The following is a 21002-nucleotide window of genomic DNA, read 5'->3' on the forward strand; positions in this document are numbered from 1 at the left end:
TCAGCAGTCTCGACTAACTGTGTGATGAATGACGAGTTCGCCGAAAAACTATGCTATCCCATATGTAGCAGTAATGAATTACAGCATTAATCATGGGAGCAACAGTCGATGAACGAATCTTTAGAATCTCAACGGCTAATATCCCTAGCCGCTGGTGTTGTTCCTGAATTCACGCCCGATCAAGTGGTTTATGCCGCTGCTGAAGCTGGCTTTAATGCGGTTGGTATCTGGTGCGACTTGCAAACCTGGACCAATGAACGTACCGATAAGGTTAGAAAGGCCCTCGCTGAAACCGGCATCACTGCTTTAGATATAGAGGTTGTTTGGTTTCATCCCGGAGAGCCCATAGACACTCATGATCGGTTTGTGGATATCGCTAAAAGCATCGGCGCCAAAAATATCCTTTGCGTGTCATCAGAGAAGGATATCCATGAGACAAAAAAACGGTTTAAACATTTATGCCAATTAACTAACGGAAGCGACATTTCCGTTGTGTTAGAATTTTTAGCCATTACTGAGATTAATTCGCTAGCCAAAGCACTAGAAGTCGTTGACGGCGTGGCCCATCCCGCAGGGGGTATTTTAGTCGACACACTGCACTTACAGCGCACCGGGTCCTGCGCCCACGATTTGGTAGAAATCCAGCAGGAGAGATTAAAAAATGCTATTGAGTATAAAAATCAGTTGTTCCCTTACATTCAAATGTGTGACGCTAGCGAGGCCTTGCAGGATGACAGCTTAGAGGGAGTATTGGAAGACGCGTTGTTTTTGAGAGAACTTTTGGGGGAGGGCGAGCTACCTCTCAAGGATGTCCTTCAAGCGGTTGACGGTAGCCTGCCCATCAGCTTGGAGATCCGCTCTCGTGCTTTAATGGAAAAGTTTCCAAAGCTACAAGATCGCGCGAATGTCGTTTTTCAGAGCACTCAACAGTTTTTGACTTCAGTCAAATAGAGCGTTTAAGACATCGGGTCTTCGACCGCGTCGAAGTTAATGCTTTTCATAAATTTTAATGTGAGTATCGAAAAATCGGCTTGTAAAGAGATCTAGCATGAAAGCGATTAAAGTCATTGATAAAAAACCAGTGTTGTTAGATGTCCCCGTACCAAAGACCGAAGGGGTAAAAATCAAGGTGGTGTCATCGTCCATCTGTGGTTCAGATATCCACATGATAGCGCAGGGTGCATTTGGAGATCATGTTATTGGCCATGAATTTTCTGGGCTTACTGAGGACGGACGTGCTGTCGCCATAGAACCCGTGACGGGTTGTGGTCAGTGTGGTAGCTGTGACGAGGGGCACCGTATACATTGTGAGGCTGGACTTTTCGTAATGGGGGTTTTGGGTGACGGTGGCATGGCTGAATATGTCACTGTCCCCGCTGCGAATCTTGTCGTTTTACCGACTGGGCTCGATGTTCGTATCGCCAGTTTGATAGAACCCCTGGCAGTGGCAGTCCACGGTTTAGATCGCGCTCGTGTGCGAGAGAGCGATCGTGTACTGGTCATCGGCGCCGGCCCTATTGGGCTAGCGACGGGCGCTGCATTACGGTCGCGAAAAATAAGCTACGATATTGTCGCACGCCATGATCACCAGAAAGTCGCCGCTGAAAAGTTGGGGGCCGGCTTTCATTATGATGGCCATTACGATGTGGTAATTGATGCCGTTGGAAGTTCCGCTTCGTTACAGCAGTCGGCCGAGATGATTAAGCCCCTGGGACGTATTGGATTGGTCGGCATATCCTGGATACATTTGGAGCTGGAACAGGGGTTTTACGCGAAGGAACCCGAGTTGATTCCCTCTCTAGGATACAATTGCAGCTACCCTAATCGAAATTTCGATGAAGCAGCAATGATCTTACTTCGCCACCCAGATGTATCTGACTGCTTGGTCACGCACCGTTTTCCACTGGACGGAGTGACGGAGGCTTTTGCAACAGCCGCCGATAGGGCCGGTGGTGCTATCAAAGTTGTTTTTGATGTTGCCTAACCCCGCTGTGTTGACAAAATGTCTAGCAAGGTCACAAGGGTAAGCCCAGCTGACATTCCGAGATATTTTTCAGGTCTTCGCACGGTGACTCGGGCCACAGTGATGGGGTACTACCCCGTTTTTGGGTAAGATAAGTGGGTAAGTAAGGGGGCGACCGTGTAACCTAGCTCCCGGACATTAACCGTATATCGTAGAGGAGAGCTGGCCGTGCCCCTGCCCGTTTTAGACAATAGAGAGCATGTACACACCCGGACAATCACCATGAAGGCGTTTCGGCGCGATGACGGTTTACTCGATGTTGAAGGCCACCTCACTGATGTGAAACCGTTTGCTCACCAGATGATGGATAGCTTTCGGGCAGCAGGGGAGCCGGTGCATGACCTGTCGCTGCGGATCAGTCTAGACGACACTTTCGCTGTGGTAGACGTTGAGGCCTGCATGGATCAGGGTGCCCATGATCTTTGTCCCGGTGCCGAACCCAATTTCGCGCGATTGCTGGGCCTGCAGGTCGGGCCAGGATGGAATAAGAAGGTCAAAGCGGCTATGTCGCCAGGCCGCGGTTGTACCCACATCATTGAAATGCTGGCGCAGATGGCGACGGTTGCCATGCAGGCCAGCTGGTCAGCTAAGCTTGGCGAGCCGCTGGATATTCCTCCGCCTGAAGAGCGTAATATACAATCGAGTATGCTTAACGCCTGCTACCCGTATCACGAGAGTAGCCCTTGGGTTAAACAACACTTTCCTAATGCGTATATCCCGCTGTTGGCTATAGATGAGTAGGCAGTACGTGTGCTTCCATTGGTGAAGACGCTAGCGGCTAAATTACGCCTATTCAATGTCCGATAAAAATGGCTGATAACTGAGAGAAGGCTATGCTTTTTAAAAGAAGATTAACGTAGTCATAAAAATAACGACGTCTTACTTTTTAAGGCGAAAAATAAGAAAGGACAACAATACTCATGAATGTCAATTTTTCAGCGACAGTGGTTAGTGCAGTGATGCTGCTATTTTATCAATCTGTCAGTGCTGAACCAGCTAAAACGAGTATCGAAGAGAAGGGAAACATCTATCAGTTTGCTAACCAGTGCTACCTGATTAATGTGTCCGAGAGTGACAGTTATCTTTCTAAAGAAGATAACGGCTATGGCTTTTCTGAAAATAAAAATTCTGCGGTTAAGTTCTACATGCGTCCTGCTGCCCTCGGTGTTTACTTGCTTTTTAATCAAAACAAACAGTACCTGATCGCTGACGGCGAGCACTTGAATTTTGTTAGCAATCTGGAATCAGAAATGACCCTGAACATTCCGGAAAAAAACTATCTAATAACGCTGGCGGAATGGGAGCTACAAGCGGACGAAAATACTAATGGATTCCATTTAAAAAATATAAAAGAGAATACATGGCTAGCGAAAGAAGGTTTGAATAAAAACGTTAGTTTTGCAGTATCCATTAACTTCAAGTCAACAAGCGGCTGTGCCCGTTTTCCTGAATCTGAGTTAGGTGCCGTAGGAGCCGTCACGAAAACTCAACATGACAACGGTATGCTTTGGGGCTTTGCTGATGCGCATGAACATAGCGGCGCAAATCATGGCTTTGGCGGGAAAATTTTTCATGGCGCTAGTTTCCATAAGCTTGGCATTGAACACGCCTTAGCGGATTGCGAAAAACACCACGGGGAAAACGGCTCCAAGGATTTAATGAGCGTTACCTATAAATCAGGTTCTGGAAATGTGGCTCCAGATTCTTTTGGCGCCGACTTGTACAATCATTTGATAAAGGGTGAGCCAGATCACCTTACCGATGGATACCCAAAGCTTAGCGAATGGAACGTTCACGAAGCGCCAACTCACCAGAGCTTATACTACAAATGGATAGAGCGTGCTTACCTAGGCGGTATGCGAGTCATGGTTGAGTACATGGAGTCGACAGAGGTCGTTTGCGAGGCCTATAAAACATTATTGCCCGGAGATAGCGAATCGAAAAGCTGCAATGAAATGGAGCATGTTGACCATCAGCTGATAAAAGTAAGAGAGTTGCAGGATTATGTGGACGCACAATATGGCGGCCCAGGCAAAGGCTGGTTTCGAATTGTGTATTCGCCTGAAGAAGCACGTGAAGTTGTAAGAGCGGGTAAGCTAGCAGTCATCCTAGGCATAGAAATCGAAAATCCTTTCAATTGCTTTGTTGATGAAAGAGAGGGGTTTAAAACGTGTGATGATGCACTGGTGCGTGAACGTTTAAACAGTTATTACGATAAAGGTGTAAGAGCACTCTTCCCTTCGCACAAATTTTTAAATGCTTTTTCAAGTGGCGACGGCAATGCAGGAATCTTAGAACTAGGCGACTACTTGAACACGGGTCAGTGGCGCGATTACGTTTCCTGCGAAGAGGTACCTGGAAAATATTGGATGAAAGCTCACGGAGAGGGAGAGCAAACAAGTATATTCTCAAAACTTGCAGGTATTCCGGGTATAAAGACACTTAACGAACTCCTTTCTGACAGCAAAGATCCGGCTAAACAAGCACTACCAGTTTACCCAGAGGCAGCATCACATTGCCAAAGGACTGGATTTACGCCACTTGGCATGAGCCTAATTGAAGAGATGATGTCACTCGGCATGATTATTGATTTAGGACATACACCTAAAGCATCACTGAACGATATTATTCCTGTCTTAGTCGACAATAACTACCCCGCGGTGCATACCCACGGCGGCGATCAGACCGCTGTTAATCTCATCGATGGGCTAGCGTCTAGAGGCCTTGGAAGCGCCTGTAGAGACGAGGAGGGGGGCTCAGGTTTACTCGCTAGTTTTAACAGTATTAATGAACAAGTTGACCCCGAAACAGGTTTACCCAGAAAAGGTTTAAGTTACGATTTCAATGGTTTCGCTTCCTACAATAGGCCACGCTTTGGTGAGCTTTCAAGATGTGTACAAGAACAAGAGGATCCATTGACGTATCCTTTCACTTCTTTCGCTGGTGACATTGTTTTTGAGAAATTACAAACCGGTGAACAAGTATTCGACTTTAACCAATTTGGTTTAGCAAATATAGGCTTATATCCTGACCTGATTGAAGAAGCGAGGCGCGGCGGCGCAAGTGAAGAAAGTATGAATTCATTGTTTAAGACAGCTGAGGCCTATATTCGTATTTGGGAGCGGGCTGAGCGTAGAGGTACACAGCAGCAAAATTTCAGTGATAGGTGAGCAGCGGTATATGAGGGTGTGCAGTGAGAAAGGTGTGTGGACCTGCGCTATACAAATGTCTCGTCGTAGAAGCAACCATGAAACCCAAAAGGTACATGGTGTTCAAGTGGAATGACAGCCAGTTCATGTTGCAACTCTTTGGCATCGACAATGACAACTTCGCTCTTTTCGCGCGCGTGGTTGTAGACAATGGACACCAGATAACCTTCGTCTTCTGCCGCATTTTCGCCCTTTGGTGTGAAGTTGGGTTCCGACGTGAAACGACCCTCGCCAAAATCGTGTATTTTTAGTTCCCCAGTCTGGTGGTCGACCTTCTGAAACGCATTAAAGCTATAGGGAGTGCCATTCTCGACAATGGTAGCCAGCCAGGTATAGCGATTTTCGCGTCCTGTGCAACGTGGATTCCAAGCTGGAAATTCCCCGGCAACTGCGCCCTCTATCAGGGTTTTTCTCACATCACCCGTTGCAAGATTTAGGGTGAATCGATTAAACCTAGAGCCATTGGCGAGAAATTGAAAATCGTCGCCCCGCTCCATAAAGACATCCGACAGCCCTCCCATAATATCCATGGTGTCGACACAGAGGGCGTCAACAGAGAGTTCATCGCCATTCTCACACGCGTTGCCTAGGTGGAAGCCAAAGAAGCAGTCCAATTCATACTCCCTGACAATCTTGGCCGTTGCCAGCTCGAGCACGATCACCTTGGTATTCTCGCTGTTATCGAATTCGATGGACTCGAAAATACTGCGTAAACCCAGCAGGAACCTAAATGGCGTACGCATAAATGCCGGGCACAGTATGAAGACCGCGTACTTTTCGGTAATCGCAAAATCGTGGCACATGGCGTAGTCGCCAACGCTCTGTGAGGTGTTAGCGACCATCTCTCCATTTGAGCCGATCTTGTAAAAGTGCAGTTTGGGTTTCGGTATGCCGAACACGCCAAAGTTGTATAGGTCACCGTTGTGCGGATCGATCCGCGGGTGGGCGCTGAACGGTTGCATAGAGGACAAGCCGCCTTCGTAATCGTACTCACCTACCGTTTCGAGTGTCGTCGGATTCAGTTCCCAGGGCTTGCCGCCCTCCCACAATGCCAGTAGCTTACCCCCATGAAGTATGACGCTGGTGTTTGCGGCGTTACCCGGCGTGCGAAACATGTTTTTTAGCGGGCCACCGGGGATCTGAGTGCCTACGCCGCGATATAGAATTTTCTGTGCAGCGGTCTCGTTGACGTATTTTGGCGTGCGCACATAACGATTCTTGTAGTGTACGCGTCCATCCTTGATGGTGACTGCACTGATCATACCATCACCATCGAACCAGTGACCGTATTGTTGGTCGCCGATCTTGTTACGCCCGGGGCAGTTGAGAAACAGGGTGCCCTCCAAACCGGAAGGTATTTCGCCGACGATGCTTTCAGGGTTTATCCAATAAGAGGACTCTTTGAACAGGGTTTCGTAGCCCTGTAGTTCGCAGCCGGGCAGTACCCGAGTTTTGTCTGGAAGATTCTGTTTCAGCGCTATATGCATTGTCCGCCCTCCGATAGTGGCCGTCATCAGTATTACGCATGTTGTCTTATCTGGACGACGTTACCGCGTTGCGTTCAGCATCACAAGTCAGTTTATCGCAGAACAAGGTGACAATTGTTTAATGCAAGTGGCCCACTGCGGCCTGTCCCTGAGGGAGGAGAAGATTTTCGCGTTTTTTGTGCGTTGCTGATTGAAAAGCTAGTTTTCTTGTCGAGAACGTGTCCTACAGAGTCCGGCAAGTTTAGTTCTCATTGTTAAGCATTGAGTTTGAGTCAGCCGCCGCAAGCGATCAGCGGGTCAAAAAGGCCAAAACCTTGATGTCAGACGGAGGAAGGTTTACGTCGCTCTAGCCAATTGTCGAAGCGCACTAGCAGTGGTGGCAGGAAAAGCAGATCTAGCAAGAGTGCGACGATAATGATCGGAGTGAGTAACAGCGCAACATTCTGGTAATAGAAGGTGTTTGATAAAACAAGGATAAAGGTACCGACGGCCAGTGATAATGTTGTAATGGTGATTGCCGAACCTGCCTTATCAAGGGAGTACTGCACTGCTGCTTCGGGCGACTCGCCCTCGCGCCGGGCGACAATATATTTGCTCAAGACGTGGACGGAATCATCCACTACCAGGCCAATACTTATGGAGAACAACATCAGGATGTAAGGACTCAACTCGCCCACTAGCAAGCCCCAGATACCAAACACTATAGTGGCAGGAAACAAATTGGGCATCATACTGAGTAAGCCGTAGCGCACACTTTTCAGACCGACCAGTAATGTGGCTGTGATCAACAGGAAGCTGAGGGTGAAGCCTTCCATGAGTTGCAGTGAAATCATTTTATTGAGACGCGCGTACAAGATGCTGTTGTCACCGTGCATAACGTCATACGCCGGATCCATGTTCAGGGTAATCCAGTCCTCAATCGCTTCACTGAAGTCGAGTAACTGTACATTGGAAAGGTTTGAGGTGCCGACGACCATGCGGATAGCGGAATATTCGGAATTAAAAATAGGTTCTAGCTGCGGCTCGATTTCCTGCACAAGCTGATAGCCCACCAAGTAATCGATGATCTGCAAATTGTCTTCCGGCAAAACTTCCCACGCGGGGTCGTTATCGTTCTCGGCCATGTTGCGGTTTTTGAGAAAGCCTGTGTAGCTGGTAACAAAACTGGTTTGCGGCTGTTCTTCGAGCCAAATACTAAACTCTTCAATTTTACGCAGGAATTCAGGTTCGGTAATGCCATAGTACTTGCCGCTATTAATGCTGTAGACCAGGCTTTGGTCATTGCCGATTTTTTCGGCCAGCGCTGAGATGACCGTGTGGAAATCCGAATCTTTATCGATAAAGCTGAAGCGGTCAAAGTCCACCTTATTGAGTGGCAGCATCGCAAACGTGACGACAATGAGCAGCAGGCTCCCCCAGAACAGTCGTTTGCCATGGTTGGCCACCAGCTTTGCGACAAAGTTGATAAAGCCCTTCACGCCCAAGGGCTCAGGTACCTTTTTGACGGGTAACAATAGGATAAGCGCGGGCAACAAGGTAAACGTCACGAGGAAAGCCCACACCACACCCATAGCGACGACATTGCCAAACCCGTAGATACCGGGCGATGCACAGTAGTTGAGGCTAAGAAATCCCATCGCCGTCGTCACTGTCGCCAGTGTCACTGGTTGTATATTGACACGCAGGCTCTCGCGTAGGGCTTCGAACTTACTGAGTGATTTGTGCAAGCCCTGTAAATACACCGATACAAGGTGGATTGAATCGGCCATGGCGATCATAAAGACCACCAGCGGCCCCATATTGGATATCTGGTTGAAGGGTACTTGCGCCCAGCCGACGGTGCCAACGGTCAAACCGACCGACATTACAGATACGACGGCGATAGCCAGCGCAAACGACAGCGAGCGTAGACAGAAGTACATCAAGCCGAGGATGGTGAGCATGACGATCGGAAAGAGGTATTTTGCATCCTTGATCTGGGCGTTGTAGCTATCGTATTCAAAGAGAATGCGCCCGAGCACATAAATATTCTGCTCGGGATATTGCTCGCGCAGGGAGTCCCGCAGGTCGATGACCGTTTTCGCAATCCGCAGCTGTGTCGCTTGTTCCTCGGAGGTGGCGTGAAACTTGATCACCGCCAATGCCATATCACCCTCGGGTGATAACATGCTCTGAGTCAGGTCTTTATCCGCCAGGGCTATCTCTCGAATTTTGACCAGATCCTGCGCTGTCAGCTCATCCAGTTCTGGCAGCAGGTAGTCGCGTTCGTGAATATCGGCATCCACTGCATCGAGGCGGCGATTGATAAGCGAGGCCACAGAGACTGCCGACTCCACATCCGTATAGCGGTCGGTGAGATCCTGCATCGCTTGCAGCATATCCCTATTGAACACATCGCCCTCGGGTGACATGAAGGCAAAGAGAACGGACGTGCTAGGAGGAAAGTCTTTGTTGACCTGGGCGACTTCCAATCGATAGGGATCATCTTCACTGAGAATAGCATCATCGCTGCTATTAATTGTCGTTTTCAGCGCGCCCAGCGAGATAGCGCCACCCAACAGGATAGAGAGGGTCGCAAGCAGGTAACGCTGCGACAGGAGGAAATTGATCAAACGTGCCATGGAATTGCCAATAGACCTGAGAGCGTGTTTATACCATATTCTAGGTAAGATTAACCTGCGAAATTTACCTGCCAACCCGTCGCAGTAAGCTCACACTCTGCCCGCCAGAGTGAACGGCGCGGAGGCCTAAACGATGGGCTATGCATAAAGCCGCAGTGCAGTAGGATGCCATCCGAGCGATCGGCAGTGAAGTTGGTCCCCAACGCGCCCAAAAACTCAGCTTTACTCAGCAATTTGATTTGTGGTTTTATAGCAGGCTAAGCATGATGACTGCACTCATTCGCCCCGCTGCGCTATGCAGATGAAGGGCACCAGGAGATACCGATGAAGTTTTACCGCCTGTTACTGCTTTTTCTCGCTACCAGCCTCTCTGCTACACTCTATGGCGCCGCGCAACCCACCTCAATCGGCGATTTCGCGCTGCTCGATCATCAGGGCAAGTTCCATCAACTGAGCTGGTACGACGACCAGAAGGCAGTAGTGATTTATATACAGGGCAATGGCTGCCCTATCGCGCGCAACGGCGCGCTTACCCTGAAGGCCATCCGCGACGACTTCGCCGGCCAGGGTGTAGAATTTTTCATGCTCAATCCACAACCACAGGACGATCGCGACAGTATCGCCGCTGAGGCTGCGGAGTTTAACTATGACTTTCCCATCCTCCTCGACAAATCCCAGTTGGTGGCGGAATCCCTTGGGGTGGATCGTACCTCAGAAGTGTTTGTGATTGATCCGAAGACATTGCAGGTGTTGTATCACGGTCCTATCGACGACCGCCTTGGCTACGAAGCACAAAAGCCTGAAGCGCAAAACCACTATTTACGCGATGCACTGACAGCGGTATTGTCTGGCACCGCAGTTGCACAAGGTGCGCCGGAAGCACCGGGCTGTTTGATTAGCTTTCCTGCGCGCGACAAGTACCAGAACACCACTATTTCCTACGCCGATGATATCGCCCCCATACTGATGGAAAATTGTGTGTCCTGTCACCATGACGGCGGTATTGCCCCTTGGTCGATGAATGATCACAAGATGGTGCAGGGTTGGTCGCGCATGATGAAAGAGGTATTAATGACTCGCCGGATGCCACCAGGACAAATCGATACGCATGTGGGAAAGCCCATTAAAGACGTCGTCGAAATCACACCGGAAGAGTTACAAATGCTAGTGTATTGGATTGACGCTGGCGCACCCATGGGCGAAGGCGAAAAAGATCCTTTACCCGAACTCACCTTTAGCGATTCCCTGTTCGCGCTTGGCGAACCAGACCTGATATATAGTGTTCCGGCGCAGTCTATTCCGGCAACCGGGCTGATCGACTATCGCTACGTTCCCGTGGAGCTGAATCTCGATGAAGATGTCTGGATCAAGGCGATTGAATTCGCCCCGGGTGATCGAAAAGTACTGCATCACGTCATCGCCTATCTTCAAAGCCCTGCAGATAAATCAGCAGGTGGCCGGGATGAGGGCGACGGTCGTGATGACAGCATCGGCGGTTTTGCGCCGGGCCGCCAAGCTGACGTTTTTCGCGACAATAGCGGTCGCCTGATACGCAAAGGATCCAATCTGTTACTGCAAATGCATTACACCACATCGGGGAAAGAGACTGTTGACGAGACAACTGTGGGTATCTACCTTCATGACAAACCACCAAAGTATGTCATGTCTGGCGGTGTCGCCGGACAGCGCAGGTTTATGGTGCCGCCCCATGCGAAGGAGCACGAATTGGAGGGTGAAATGCTCATCGAACACGATGCTTATCTTTACGGCATGACGCCGCATATGCATTTTCGCGGCAGATACATGAGTTACAGCGCGGAATACCCGGATGGGACTTCGGAACTGTTGCTGTCAGTACCCAAGTACAATTTTAACTGGCAGTTCAGTTATGACTTGGAGGAGCCCCTGCTGCTGCCGGCAGGCACTCGGCTTGTAGCGCGCGGTGCTATGGATAACTCTGCGCAAAACCCGTTCAACCCCAATCCTGAAGTGCCCGTCGTTTTCGGTCTACAAACCAAGCATGAAATGTTTTTCGGCTTTAATACTTTGCGTTATGTGGGTGACACCCCGGAGAGTCTTGGCGCCAGCAAGATACCCGATAAAGAGTCAGTGTCTGGTTCATAGTCGGCAGGCATTTCTGCCCACGCTGAGGGTGCGCTGTAACATGTGACTACTACTAGCCAGCACAGTTCAGCCTTGCTAGGGCTGATAGGTGCTATGCCCCTTGTCCGCAGACGAGAGATCTTGAGGCGAAGAGTAAGGCGATGGCTTGAGACAGGAGCATGGGAATCCAGGGTTTTAGCGCGTCAAAACCCTGTTGAGCCGTGCTCAGCGATAATCGCGTTATCAATAGCCATTTGCTCAGCGTCTGCGTCTACTTCACTGCAGTGACCCTGGTCCCAGTTAGCGTATCCCGCGTAATCGGTATCACCTACTTTAGTCAGGGAATCCCACACGAGCAAGCAAAGCTCTATGTTCGATAAGAGGGTCGAACGTTTGGCCTCGTCGAGAATGCTTGCCATTGTCGCGCGATCGCTTGATACGCGGAGGGCATCGCCAACATCTAGGTGTACAAAATCTCGATCCGTTGCAGAAAAATTTGGCCAGTCTATTGGCAGCTGTGGCGAACCTGTTCTAGCGAATTCGGCCCACGCGGACATCATCAGGTCTTGCATTTGGTCTCGCGACTCACCTTCGGGATACACATAGCTTGATATCGGTCCGTAGGTGTACGTTCCCGTTACAAAAGCGATGTCGATGGCGTGCGCCGCACCAATAAGGTGAGGAAAGTCAGCAAAAAATGAGATCTCCTGATCATCCCAGTCAAAGCGATAGGCGTAGAGATCTGGATACCCCGCGGCTTCCATCGCAATCAGGGGTTCGTCGACCCCACGTAGTTTCCAAGCTTCGGAGCGTATTCGGGCCCAGAACGCGTAAAGATCAGGGTCTCTTAGGGTAATGCGAGGCGGTAGCCAGCGAGTCAGCATATAATCGGCATTGACGAAGTAGCGATGCCTGCTCATCCACAGGGTAACTTCATCTCGGTTGGCGCCCGCAATCACCGGCACATCTTTGGCATTGCTGCTGTCCGCCAGAGCAGCCAGCATGCCCTCCTTGGAGATAACGATTCCATCGGCGGTTGTCAGCGGGACATCCCCCTGATCGTTCAACTCTAGGTAGTATTCCATTAGTGTGTTGCCAGCCACATCATAGGCAGATTTTGTGGACACATCAGCAAGCACACCCGCGTCCACCATGGATGCAAACAGTTGTGAGCTAGAACGCCTTATTCTGGGGTAGTCGTCGTCGGCATTGATCGCCTCTTCCACAGTGTTTGTTTTCAAGTAACCTGACTGCGAGATAGCTTTTTGAAACAGCCCTTCGCTTAACGGACTGGCGAGCAGTGCGAACACGTTGTGGCCACCTGCGGACTCACCGAATAGGGTCACGTTCTTGGCATCACCGCCAAATTCACTGATATTTTGTTGCACCCAGCTTAGTGCCTGAATGATATCCAGCGTACCGAAATTCGAACTGCGGTCTAGCCCTTCAGCCTGCTTTTGCACCACTGGATGACTGAACCAGCCAAACGGTCCAAGGCGGTAGTTGATTGCGACAACAATGACCTGCTGCGATTCCACCAAGGTGGAAAAGTCATAATAACCCTTGAAGCCTGAGGTGTTGCCGCCACCGTGAATCCAGAACATTACGGGTAGAGGCTCGACTGCGCTAGCCCCAACCGGCGCTGTGATATCGAGATACAGGCAATCTTCGGCACCCACCACGCCATCACCGGGTATGCCCCCTCCGTCCCAAGCGACCTGCAAGCAGGCGACGTTATCGCGCACGCTGAGTTCTCCCAATGGAGACTCAACAGGTTTGGGCGCCCGCCAACGGAGTGCGCCAACGGGGGGCTGTGCGTAAGGGATATCTCGCCAAGATACGACGTTTTTTGCGACCTCGGCGGTCACTGCTCCCGAGGTTGTGTTTACTCGCCAAGCTTTAGATGATGTTTCCGGGTCACCTCCACCAGAACAAGCGGACACCAGTACTAAAATGAGTATGGGGGAAATACGCTTCATTATCACCTCAGGACTTTCATGCCAACGTTACTGGGTTCGGCCGAAGTATAGGCTGATAGGCTTGGGAACTCTACACGCTAGGGCGTTGTATTCGACGGCTACGCACCTCGAGCAGATATTTTGCCACTAAGACTTCTCGGCCTTTTCTTTACGCAACTTTAGCAGCCATGAGCTCTGATTTTTCTCCGCGTCATAAAACACCGCTACGGTGAAGAAAAACATCAGGATTAATATGATATGTGCCGCTATACTGATCCCGAAGTAGTAAATGCTGCCTAAATACGCGGCCACGGCACCACTCCACATAAAGGCCAAAATGGTCATTATGAACATGCGGCTGGTGGGATCAGGAATGTGTCTGAGCGGATTTTTGCTGGAGTCAAAGATATATTGGTACGCCTCATAAATACTCAGTCCGATGTGCTTCATAGAATTATAGCCCTTGATGATGTCATTGGTTATACGTTGACCGGCTATTATTGGATTGGTTCGAAGACGCAGACTGAGTGAAAGTGGTGGTCTGGCATGCAAATAAGGTTAGCTAGACAGAGGATTAGCTATGAATCATCGATACGTGGGTAAGGCCGTCAAGTTGATTCTGTTAGTCGCTTTGCTTTTGTTTTTCTTGCTGCTGGCGTGGGCATTTCAGTCGCGCAGTATGCCTGCTCTGAAAATCTGGCATACCACGACTCTGCAAAGCGAATTTCACAGTGCAGATGCGACAGTTGGCTATGGGCTCGCAGACTACCTAGAACAGGAAGATCGCCTGTTTGCGGAGCTGGAGGCAAAAATAGTGCTGCAGATCGAGCCGATTCTGCAGTTGCGCTATGAGCGCTATAAAAGAGGCGGGGTGCAGAATCCAGCATGGCCCTCAAGAAACTGGAATCGGACTTATGAGATGGTTCCAGATGAGATCAAAGGAGGAGCTCTATTATTACACGGCCTCAGTGATTCGCCTTACAGCCTGCGTCGTCTCGCCGAGATTCTGTACCAGCGGGGGTTCTATGTCTTGGCTCTGCGGCTGCCTGGCCATGGCACTATACCGGCTGCCCTCACTGAGGTGCGTTGGGAAGATTGGCGAGCGGCCAGCCGCATCGGTGCCGAACATGTACGAAAACGCATCGGCAGCGCACCACCTTTCTTTGTGGCGGGTTTCTCCAACGGTGGTGCCTTGGCGGTCACCTATGCATTGGATGCGATGGTTGACGAACAATTGCCAGAACCTGAGCAACTGCTGTTATTCTCACCAGAGATCGGTATATCGCCTTTTGCCAGCATTGCCAACTCACAAAAGCTACTGAGTTTCCTGCCGTACTTTGCTAAGTTCAAGTGGCTGTCAATACAGCCTGAATACGACCCCTTTAAATATAACTCATTCCCCAAAAATGCTGCGCAGGAAGCCTGGGAGTTGACCGATTTTCTCGATAAGCGTGTTACTGCTGCGCATTCTGCGGGCCTGCTAAAAACCTTTCCCGGTGTACTGACGTTTCTGTCATGGCAGGATTCAACGGTGTATACGTCAGCGACTATACACAGGTTATATAGCTATCTGGATAACGATGACAGCGAACTGGTTGTTTTTGACGTCAATCGCTTCGATTCGCTGGTGCCCTTTATCCCCGCAGCCAACGCTTCGCCACTGTTAAAGCTCAAGGACGATGCCAACTTGCCCTATCGATTGACGGTGATTACCAATGTGTCGGGTGAATCTGAGGAGATGGCCGAGAAAACGAAGGCGCCACATACAGCCTTGATAGAGTCGCGACCACTGGATCTGATGTGGCCGCAGGACGTGTATTCCCTGTCCCATGTGGCGATTCCTTTCCCGCCGGATGATCCTGTTTATGGTGCTGGCAGGGTGGTTGGGTCAGATTATCAGGGTTTGCCGCTGGGGGCGCTGAGTCCGCGGGGCGAGACTCGCTTTTTGACCGCGCCCGTAGGCCAACTTATGCGGTTGCGGCACAACCCGTTCTTCAGCTATATAGAAGCGCGTGTTGAGGAGGAAATAAGAGAATCGTTTTATCCCGTTAAATAATGCCGTTAAAGAGCGCTATTTTTGATTCAAGGCGTCCTGCCTCTTTCTAATAAGGGCCCAACGCATTGAGCTCATCGACAGTTATGATGGTGTCACCGATACTGATAAAATCAACCGTCACAAAATTGGCCATAGTCGCATGGAAGGCTTCACATTCGGTAATACGAGCCGTCAAGAAAGGGTTATGATTGACCTGCGCAGCTGACGCTGGCGAACCGAAGACATTGGTGAGGAAGTTGTTAAAAATGAACAGGTCGTTGCTGGGGTTTCCTCGATTATGCTCGCAGGAAAAATCCTCTGGGGTGACAGCAGCATAGTTAGTTTCAAAGGCATAATCCCAGACATACATCTGCCACGGATAGGATGGGTAAACTGATACGTCTTGGAACACAACGAGGCGCGTGCCTGCGTCGATCATTTGCCCCAGTGTAGGCCACGCTCCACCATCATGTTGATAGGTGTATTTTTTGAGATCTGCAGCTTCGAAGGCAGCGGAAGCAAGGTCGGCGGAAATATAAGACTCGAAAATTATGGTCACTACCTGGCCGGGAGTTGCATCCAGGAAGTCGGTTATTTCGCGAAGTCCATCCGCAAGGGGCATGTTACCGAGGAAACACAACGCGTGACAAAGAAATGGCTTTTCGGGATCCTCGTCAGGTAGTTGAATCTGGCCATTAAGCAGGTTCTGATCACTCGCTTTCCAGGCATCCAACATCAGTGCTCGGACTCCAAGTTCCAGTTGAGCCGGTACATCTAAATGCTGGTTAGGACCAACCCAGCCGTCTGTCGAATTGGACATTGCATTGTGCGTGGTGGCATAGCGAACCTGATTGTAGGGGCGACTGCACAAATGGTGCCCGCCGTTACATCCGCTCACAGTGATTATTTCGGCTTTACTCGCGGAGATGTCGCCATCGTTAGCGATGATCAGTATCTCATGATCACCGGGTTCAAATGCGGTAGCGTCAATTGTGAATGAGAAGGGTGCCGACGTGTCAACCTCGACCCACTCGTCAGCGATTCCATTGGGATAGAGACGCACGGAAGTCGGGGTTATCGTAGAAACGCTGACGTCAATTGTGAGGGTTGCATCAACTGCCGACCAAGTCGTAGCGGTGGTGATGCTGGGGGAATTCGCGTTTTGTGTAAAGACCGCCGTCAGTGCAGGGGCAGTTTTTCCCCACAATGAATCTACGGCGCTGCTTGGCACACTGAACGAGCAGTCGACCCATTGATCGCCGCACCCTTGCCATCCAGAAAAAACCCAGCCTTCTTTCGGCAGCGCTGTGTAGGTAACGTCATAATCGCCAGTGACATAGTTGGCACAAGGCTGATCTTCCCATGAGCAATTATTGTTTCCGGTAGAGGAGATAATATCCCCTTCACCGACAATCTCCTGCGGATGAGAGCAGGCTGTGACGAAGATCAGAAGTATCAGAGCGAACAGTATTTTCATGAAGCTGCCACTTTTTCGTCAATGATGAACGTACCCAACACCAGCACTGTAACGGATTTTTCCTTGGAAGAGTGGGGTTGAGAAACCGATTTTCTATCGATTAGTCTAAATAATGGCACGAAGTACACTTAGCGGGGCATATTTTGCCCTGATTTGCCCTTTGAGCCATTCGCCTAACGGTAAATGCGGGCCAACCGGCTGAATTGCTGCCTCAAGCTTTATTCGACAGCGCCTCGCAGCAGCGTCACTGAATTCGGCCGGACCTCGATAGTCAGGCGTCCGTCCGTCACGTCCAATTGGTCCAGTGGCTCTGTCATGTAACCCCACAGGGTCTCCTCCTCCGTGGCGAAGTCGAACCCCGGGCTTGCAAAGTCATCGACTGTCCACTGGCGATAGGTCTTGGCGAAGGTGTTGCGGTAAGCATCAATGCGATGACGAGTCGCCGGACCTTGCCATCCTGCGGCCTCGATCGTCAGTTGAAAGGTCTCACCCACTTGACCCACCCGGGGCGCAGCGTAAGCGAGCGCCGTTGCTATAGACGCGGCCAGCGTCGGGTCATTAAGGTTAGGGCAGGCATCAAGCAACTGCTGTGCTGTGGTGCCTGCCTGCGCCAGTGCCGCGATTTGCGCCTCTGTGTCTTCGCCCTCTAACACCGTGCAGTCGGCCAGTTGGGGGGCGACATCTTCATTGAAGACCAGCCCGTCAGACAACAGCCCTCGGGTAAATTGCTCGCTGACAGTCTGATCTTGGCTGGCCACGACAATCACCATCTCATCGCCCTCGCGGGAGGCCAGAAGATGGAACGGGAACGCCCCACCCAACTCGTTGATCACAGCGATCCGTTCTCCCTGTAACTGCGAAAGCATCCAGAAAGAAGTGGCGGTGGGCTTGGGAAGATTATTGACGGTTAGAAGCCCCATGCGGGTCTCCACCATGTCAGTAGCGCCCCAGTCCCACACCTCGAAACGATACAGCCGATCATGATCTTGCGCCGCCATCGTGGCAGCCAATGCGACTTCCTCCGCAGCACCACGGTGATCGCAGAGCACGGCTTTTGGATTAACGCCTATTGGTATGGGCACCTCACCATCAAGACTTGCGATCGCGCTTAGATCACAAGTGGTTGTAACGTCTGCGCCAGACAGGGCTGCCGCATACTCACCCACATCGATTATGAGGTTTTCATTTGTGCTCCAGGAACGAACCTCCGCCACGGAATTTTCAAGCAGGAACCGTTCGGATTTGCTGTAGTTATGGTAGACCAAAAAGTCGAAGCTGCTGGGTGTGCTGGGTGCGGGGCCACAGGTCTCCTGGATCAGTTTGAGAGCGGGACTGTCTAGTGGATTGATGCCGCTCTCCCATGACGATATATCCGGTCCACCCACCAGTACCGGTGATCCTGGGCCTAACGTGTCACGAACTTGCTGTGCTGAGGCGCACCACATGGTCACGAAGCTGGCCTGATTGGACTTCCACCAGATCTGGTCTGGCTCGTTCCACAGACCAATGCGCAGCTTGGGGTTGGCCCCGTCAAACTCCATGAGCAGCTGGGAGATGGTGATATCCAGGTAGTCGAGCCAAGAGGAGGTCCCTACGATACCCACGGTTGGAGGACCGGCCCACCAATCGTCGTCGGTACAAGAACAGGCGATATCCTGACCGGTGTCGTTTCTTACGTCAGACGTCAAGACGTTCACCTCTCTAAGGATGTGAAAGGGGTCGTCGTCGCCATTCGCGACAACACAACCTGAGCAGGAGTTCCTCAAGAACGCGGGGGTGCCCATTAGTGACCAGAACATCGAAAAGCCTCGCGAGTGAAGCTCCGCTATTTCGCTGCGGTGCGTGATCTCTTGCTCAAGAGCAAACCGGCCGAATTGAACCTTGTCCCAGTATCGGATAGCGCCGGGCGTACACGTCAACGGGTCCCTACACATGAGTTGTGTGATACGGTCAATGTCTGCGGCGTCATTTAATTGTTTGCCCGCGTCGAGGTTCACGCTGCGAAAAATGTCACCGAAGGGTTTCGCTTCTACCTTGTCGATGTTGAGCGTGACGAGTCGATCGCTTCGTGTGAAAACAGCGGTCAATGCAGGCGTTGTTTCTCCCCAGAATAGATCTACGGTACTGCCTGGTACGCTGATAGAGCAGTCCGGAAATTGATTGCCACACCCATCCCATTCAGAAAAAATCCAGCCTGCTCTCGGCATCGCCGTATAGGTAACGTCGTAATCACCAATGACATAATTGGTACAAGGATTATCTTCGAGTAAGCAGTCATGTTCACCGCTAGCCGAGATAATGTCGCCATTACCGACTATCTCCAGTGGGTGGGAGCAGCCTATAACGAATATCAGGAGTATCACGGCGAATAGTGTTTTCATGAGCCTTACCCTCTTCTGGTAAATGGTCATCACACTCGACACTAACACACTAAATGACTAGAGGGTTTTCTTTGCGGTGTTGGAATTAGGAAACTGACTTTCTATATTTCGGCGCTTAACGTTTACCTGCTTATTAGACTGACTGACCTACCAATGATTCGCCGCTCGTCCAAATCTGCCAGTGTATTGGGAAGCTTTTCGAAATTGTGTGTGCGTTCAATGTGAGGAGTGGACTTCCCAGACTTTACTAGACACTTTCTAGCCTCGAAAAATCATCTTCTTTAAACTGCGCTGGAGAAACACCTCCAGTGTAACTATGTCGTTTAATCGGATTGTAGAACATCCCAATAAAATTGAATATCTCCATCTTTGCCCCGCCGCGCCTTTACGGCATCGATGTGCGTTACGCATTTTGATGCGATCACTCGCAGGGGTTAATGTTGTTAGTGTGACGGCGATCTGCGGCAATGGTTAAAAGCGCCTGAGTCGTTACTGACCGCATCAATCGACTTGGGTCATTCTATGGCTTTTTCCAAATTATTATAGTTATAGGTCTAGCCAAAACTCTGCGGTCGGGGTCTGTCTGTGAATAGAAAAAGCGCGCAAGTAGACTCCAGATGCTGTGATATCCAGCTCGATAAAACCTTCTTTGGAATGCGCAAAGCGAGTACTGTCGTTATGCCAAACGCCACTCACCTTGTTGCTATTGCCTGCGCCGCTAACCAACAAATAGCTGGCGCTGGTGCCCTCTGATGGCTGCATCAATTGCAGGCTGTGTTCATGGCCGGCAGTGTGTATTACGCGGTCATATTGACGCATTACCCGACTCTGCGCTTGGACCATCTGCTGATAATTGGGGTCCTGGGTATCCTGCGAAGCTGCGTCTGGAAAAATTTGGTATAAGATATTCATGATCAGCCAGTAGCGAAAATCGCTGAGGTATCCCCCATGTGGTCCTTCGGTGACCAGAGGATGATGCTGAGCTACGATGATGAGATTCTCTGGGTGTTCCTGTCGGATACGGGCGAATTCTTCCGTCATTGCCGCCTCGGATTTGTGCTGTTCGTCGCCCGTTAGCCACCACTGGGAATCAACAAACACGACGCTAACACCAGGCAAATCACGCGATTTTGGAAGCGTCATCCCTTCGCGCGCACGGGGCTCGAAAAAAACATTAGCATTGTTCTCGCGGCCGTACTGCTCGATATACAGTGCCTGGCTGTCCACCTCTGTGGCGTACCAATCGTGATTTCCCGGGACTAGGTAAAGGCTGGCGCCGGAAACTTCGGCAACCTTAAGCTGAGCATCCAAGTAGCTGATAGACTCTAACTGATCGTCCGTCCATTCCTGCTGGCCAGCTTCTTTGCGGGGGAAGCCCTCGTAGTAAATGTTATCACCAAGGGCGATGACAATAGTCCGTTCCGGTAGCATGCCGGCGCGAGCAGCGACCTTGGCCATGCTGGGCTGCCACGGGTCAATCGAAGAGTGCCCTGCATCACCATATAAAAGCACGCGTTGTACTACTTCGTCAGGGCTTGGCGGAGGTGCTTGCGATTCCTCGCTTAGATCGAGGTAGGGCTCCATGTGGGCGGGTTTTACCTGGGGGTTGATATAGAACAGTCCGATCAGAACAGCGAAGACGGTTAGAACAGACAATAATATTTTCTTCATAGATATTCCTCCAAGCTGCTGTTTTTTGGATTATCTG

General features: G+C 50.6%; 13 protein-coding genes. 6 read left to right on the forward strand and 7 right to left on the reverse strand.

All coding sequences use genetic code 11. The features are described from left to right. Window positions 1-108: 108 nt before the first annotated feature. The 4 genes from ABXT62_RS05140 to ABXT62_RS05155 all read left to right on the forward strand — a co-directional run bounded on the left by ABXT62_RS05140 (window position 109) and on the right by ABXT62_RS05155 (window position 5193). Window positions 109-951, forward strand: coding sequence for a sugar phosphate isomerase/epimerase family protein (locus tag ABXT62_RS05140; protein ID WP_415357530.1), 843 nt, complete (start codon window positions 109-111; stop codon window positions 949-951). Between the two features lie 97 nt (window positions 952-1048). After that, on the forward strand, window positions 1049-1984 hold the full coding sequence (locus tag ABXT62_RS05145) for a zinc-dependent alcohol dehydrogenase (protein ID WP_415357531.1): 936 nt from the start codon (window positions 1049-1051) through the stop codon (window positions 1982-1984). Between the two features lie 207 nt (window positions 1985-2191). Further along, window positions 2192-2764: a DUF2889 domain-containing protein gene (locus ABXT62_RS05150; RefSeq protein WP_415357532.1), complete on the forward strand. Its 573-nt coding sequence runs from the start codon at window positions 2192-2194 to the stop codon at window positions 2762-2764. Between the two features lie 179 nt (window positions 2765-2943). Further along, entirely contained in the window at window positions 2944-5193 is a 2250-nt protein-coding gene (locus ABXT62_RS05155; RefSeq protein WP_415357533.1) for a hypothetical protein, read from the forward strand. Between the two features lie 47 nt (window positions 5194-5240). Here the strand turns inward: ABXT62_RS05155 and ABXT62_RS05160 are convergent, their stop codons facing one another. Both ABXT62_RS05160 and ABXT62_RS05165 read right to left on the reverse strand, forming a co-directional pair. Further along, complete coding sequence (locus ABXT62_RS05160; RefSeq protein ID WP_415357534.1) at window positions 5241-6719, reverse strand: carotenoid oxygenase family protein; 1479 nt, start codon at window positions 6717-6719, stop codon at window positions 5241-5243. Window positions 6720-7039: 320 nt separating this feature from the next. Further along, window positions 7040-9340 carry an efflux RND transporter permease subunit gene (locus ABXT62_RS05165; protein WP_415357535.1) on the reverse strand — a complete coding sequence of 767 codons (2301 nt, stop codon included), beginning with the start codon at window positions 9338-9340 and terminating at the stop codon, window positions 7040-7042. Between the two features lie 324 nt (window positions 9341-9664). On the opposite strand from ABXT62_RS05165, the gene ABXT62_RS05170 reads away from it, so the two are divergent. Continuing rightward, window positions 9665-11464 (forward strand): redoxin domain-containing protein, encoded by a 1800-nt coding sequence (locus ABXT62_RS05170; protein WP_415357536.1) that lies wholly within the window; start codon window positions 9665-9667, stop codon window positions 11462-11464. 182 nt (window positions 11465-11646) lie between these two features. Here the strand turns inward: ABXT62_RS05170 and ABXT62_RS05175 are convergent, their stop codons facing one another. Beyond that, window positions 11647-13422: a carboxylesterase family protein gene (locus ABXT62_RS05175; protein WP_415357537.1), complete on the reverse strand. Its 1776-nt coding sequence runs from the start codon at window positions 13420-13422 to the stop codon at window positions 11647-11649. Window positions 13423-13548: 126 nt separating this feature from the next. Further along, complete coding sequence (locus ABXT62_RS05180; protein WP_415357538.1) at window positions 13549-13851, reverse strand: hypothetical protein; 303 nt, start codon at window positions 13849-13851, stop codon at window positions 13549-13551. A 130-nt stretch (window positions 13852-13981) separates the two neighbouring features. Here ABXT62_RS05180 and ABXT62_RS05185 point away from each other — a divergent pair, with 130 nt between their 5' ends. Further along, complete coding sequence (locus tag ABXT62_RS05185) at window positions 13982-15457, forward strand: alpha/beta hydrolase (RefSeq protein ID WP_415357539.1); 1476 nt, start codon at window positions 13982-13984, stop codon at window positions 15455-15457. A gap of 46 nt (window positions 15458-15503) precedes the next feature. On the opposite strand, the gene ABXT62_RS05190 is transcribed toward ABXT62_RS05185, so the two are convergent. The 3 genes from ABXT62_RS05190 to ABXT62_RS05200 form a co-directional block, all read right to left on the reverse strand. Beyond that, a complete protein-coding gene (locus ABXT62_RS05190) occupies window positions 15504-16913 on the reverse strand; it encodes a hypothetical protein (protein WP_415357540.1) in 1410 nt (469 codons plus the stop codon). Window positions 16914-17131: 218 nt separating this feature from the next. Continuing rightward, window positions 17132-19294 (reverse strand): hypothetical protein, encoded by a 2163-nt coding sequence (locus tag ABXT62_RS05195; RefSeq protein WP_415357541.1) that lies wholly within the window; start codon window positions 19292-19294, stop codon window positions 17132-17134. A 546-nt stretch (window positions 19295-19840) separates the two neighbouring features. After that, a complete protein-coding gene (locus ABXT62_RS05200; protein ID WP_415357542.1) occupies window positions 19841-20965 on the reverse strand; it encodes a metallophosphoesterase in 1125 nt (374 codons plus the stop codon). Between the last annotated feature and the right edge of the window lie 37 nt (window positions 20966-21002).

Source organism: Halioglobus sp. Uisw_031 (genome assembly GCF_047729875.1).
Lineage (GTDB): Bacteria > Pseudomonadota > Gammaproteobacteria > Pseudomonadales > Halieaceae > Marimicrobium.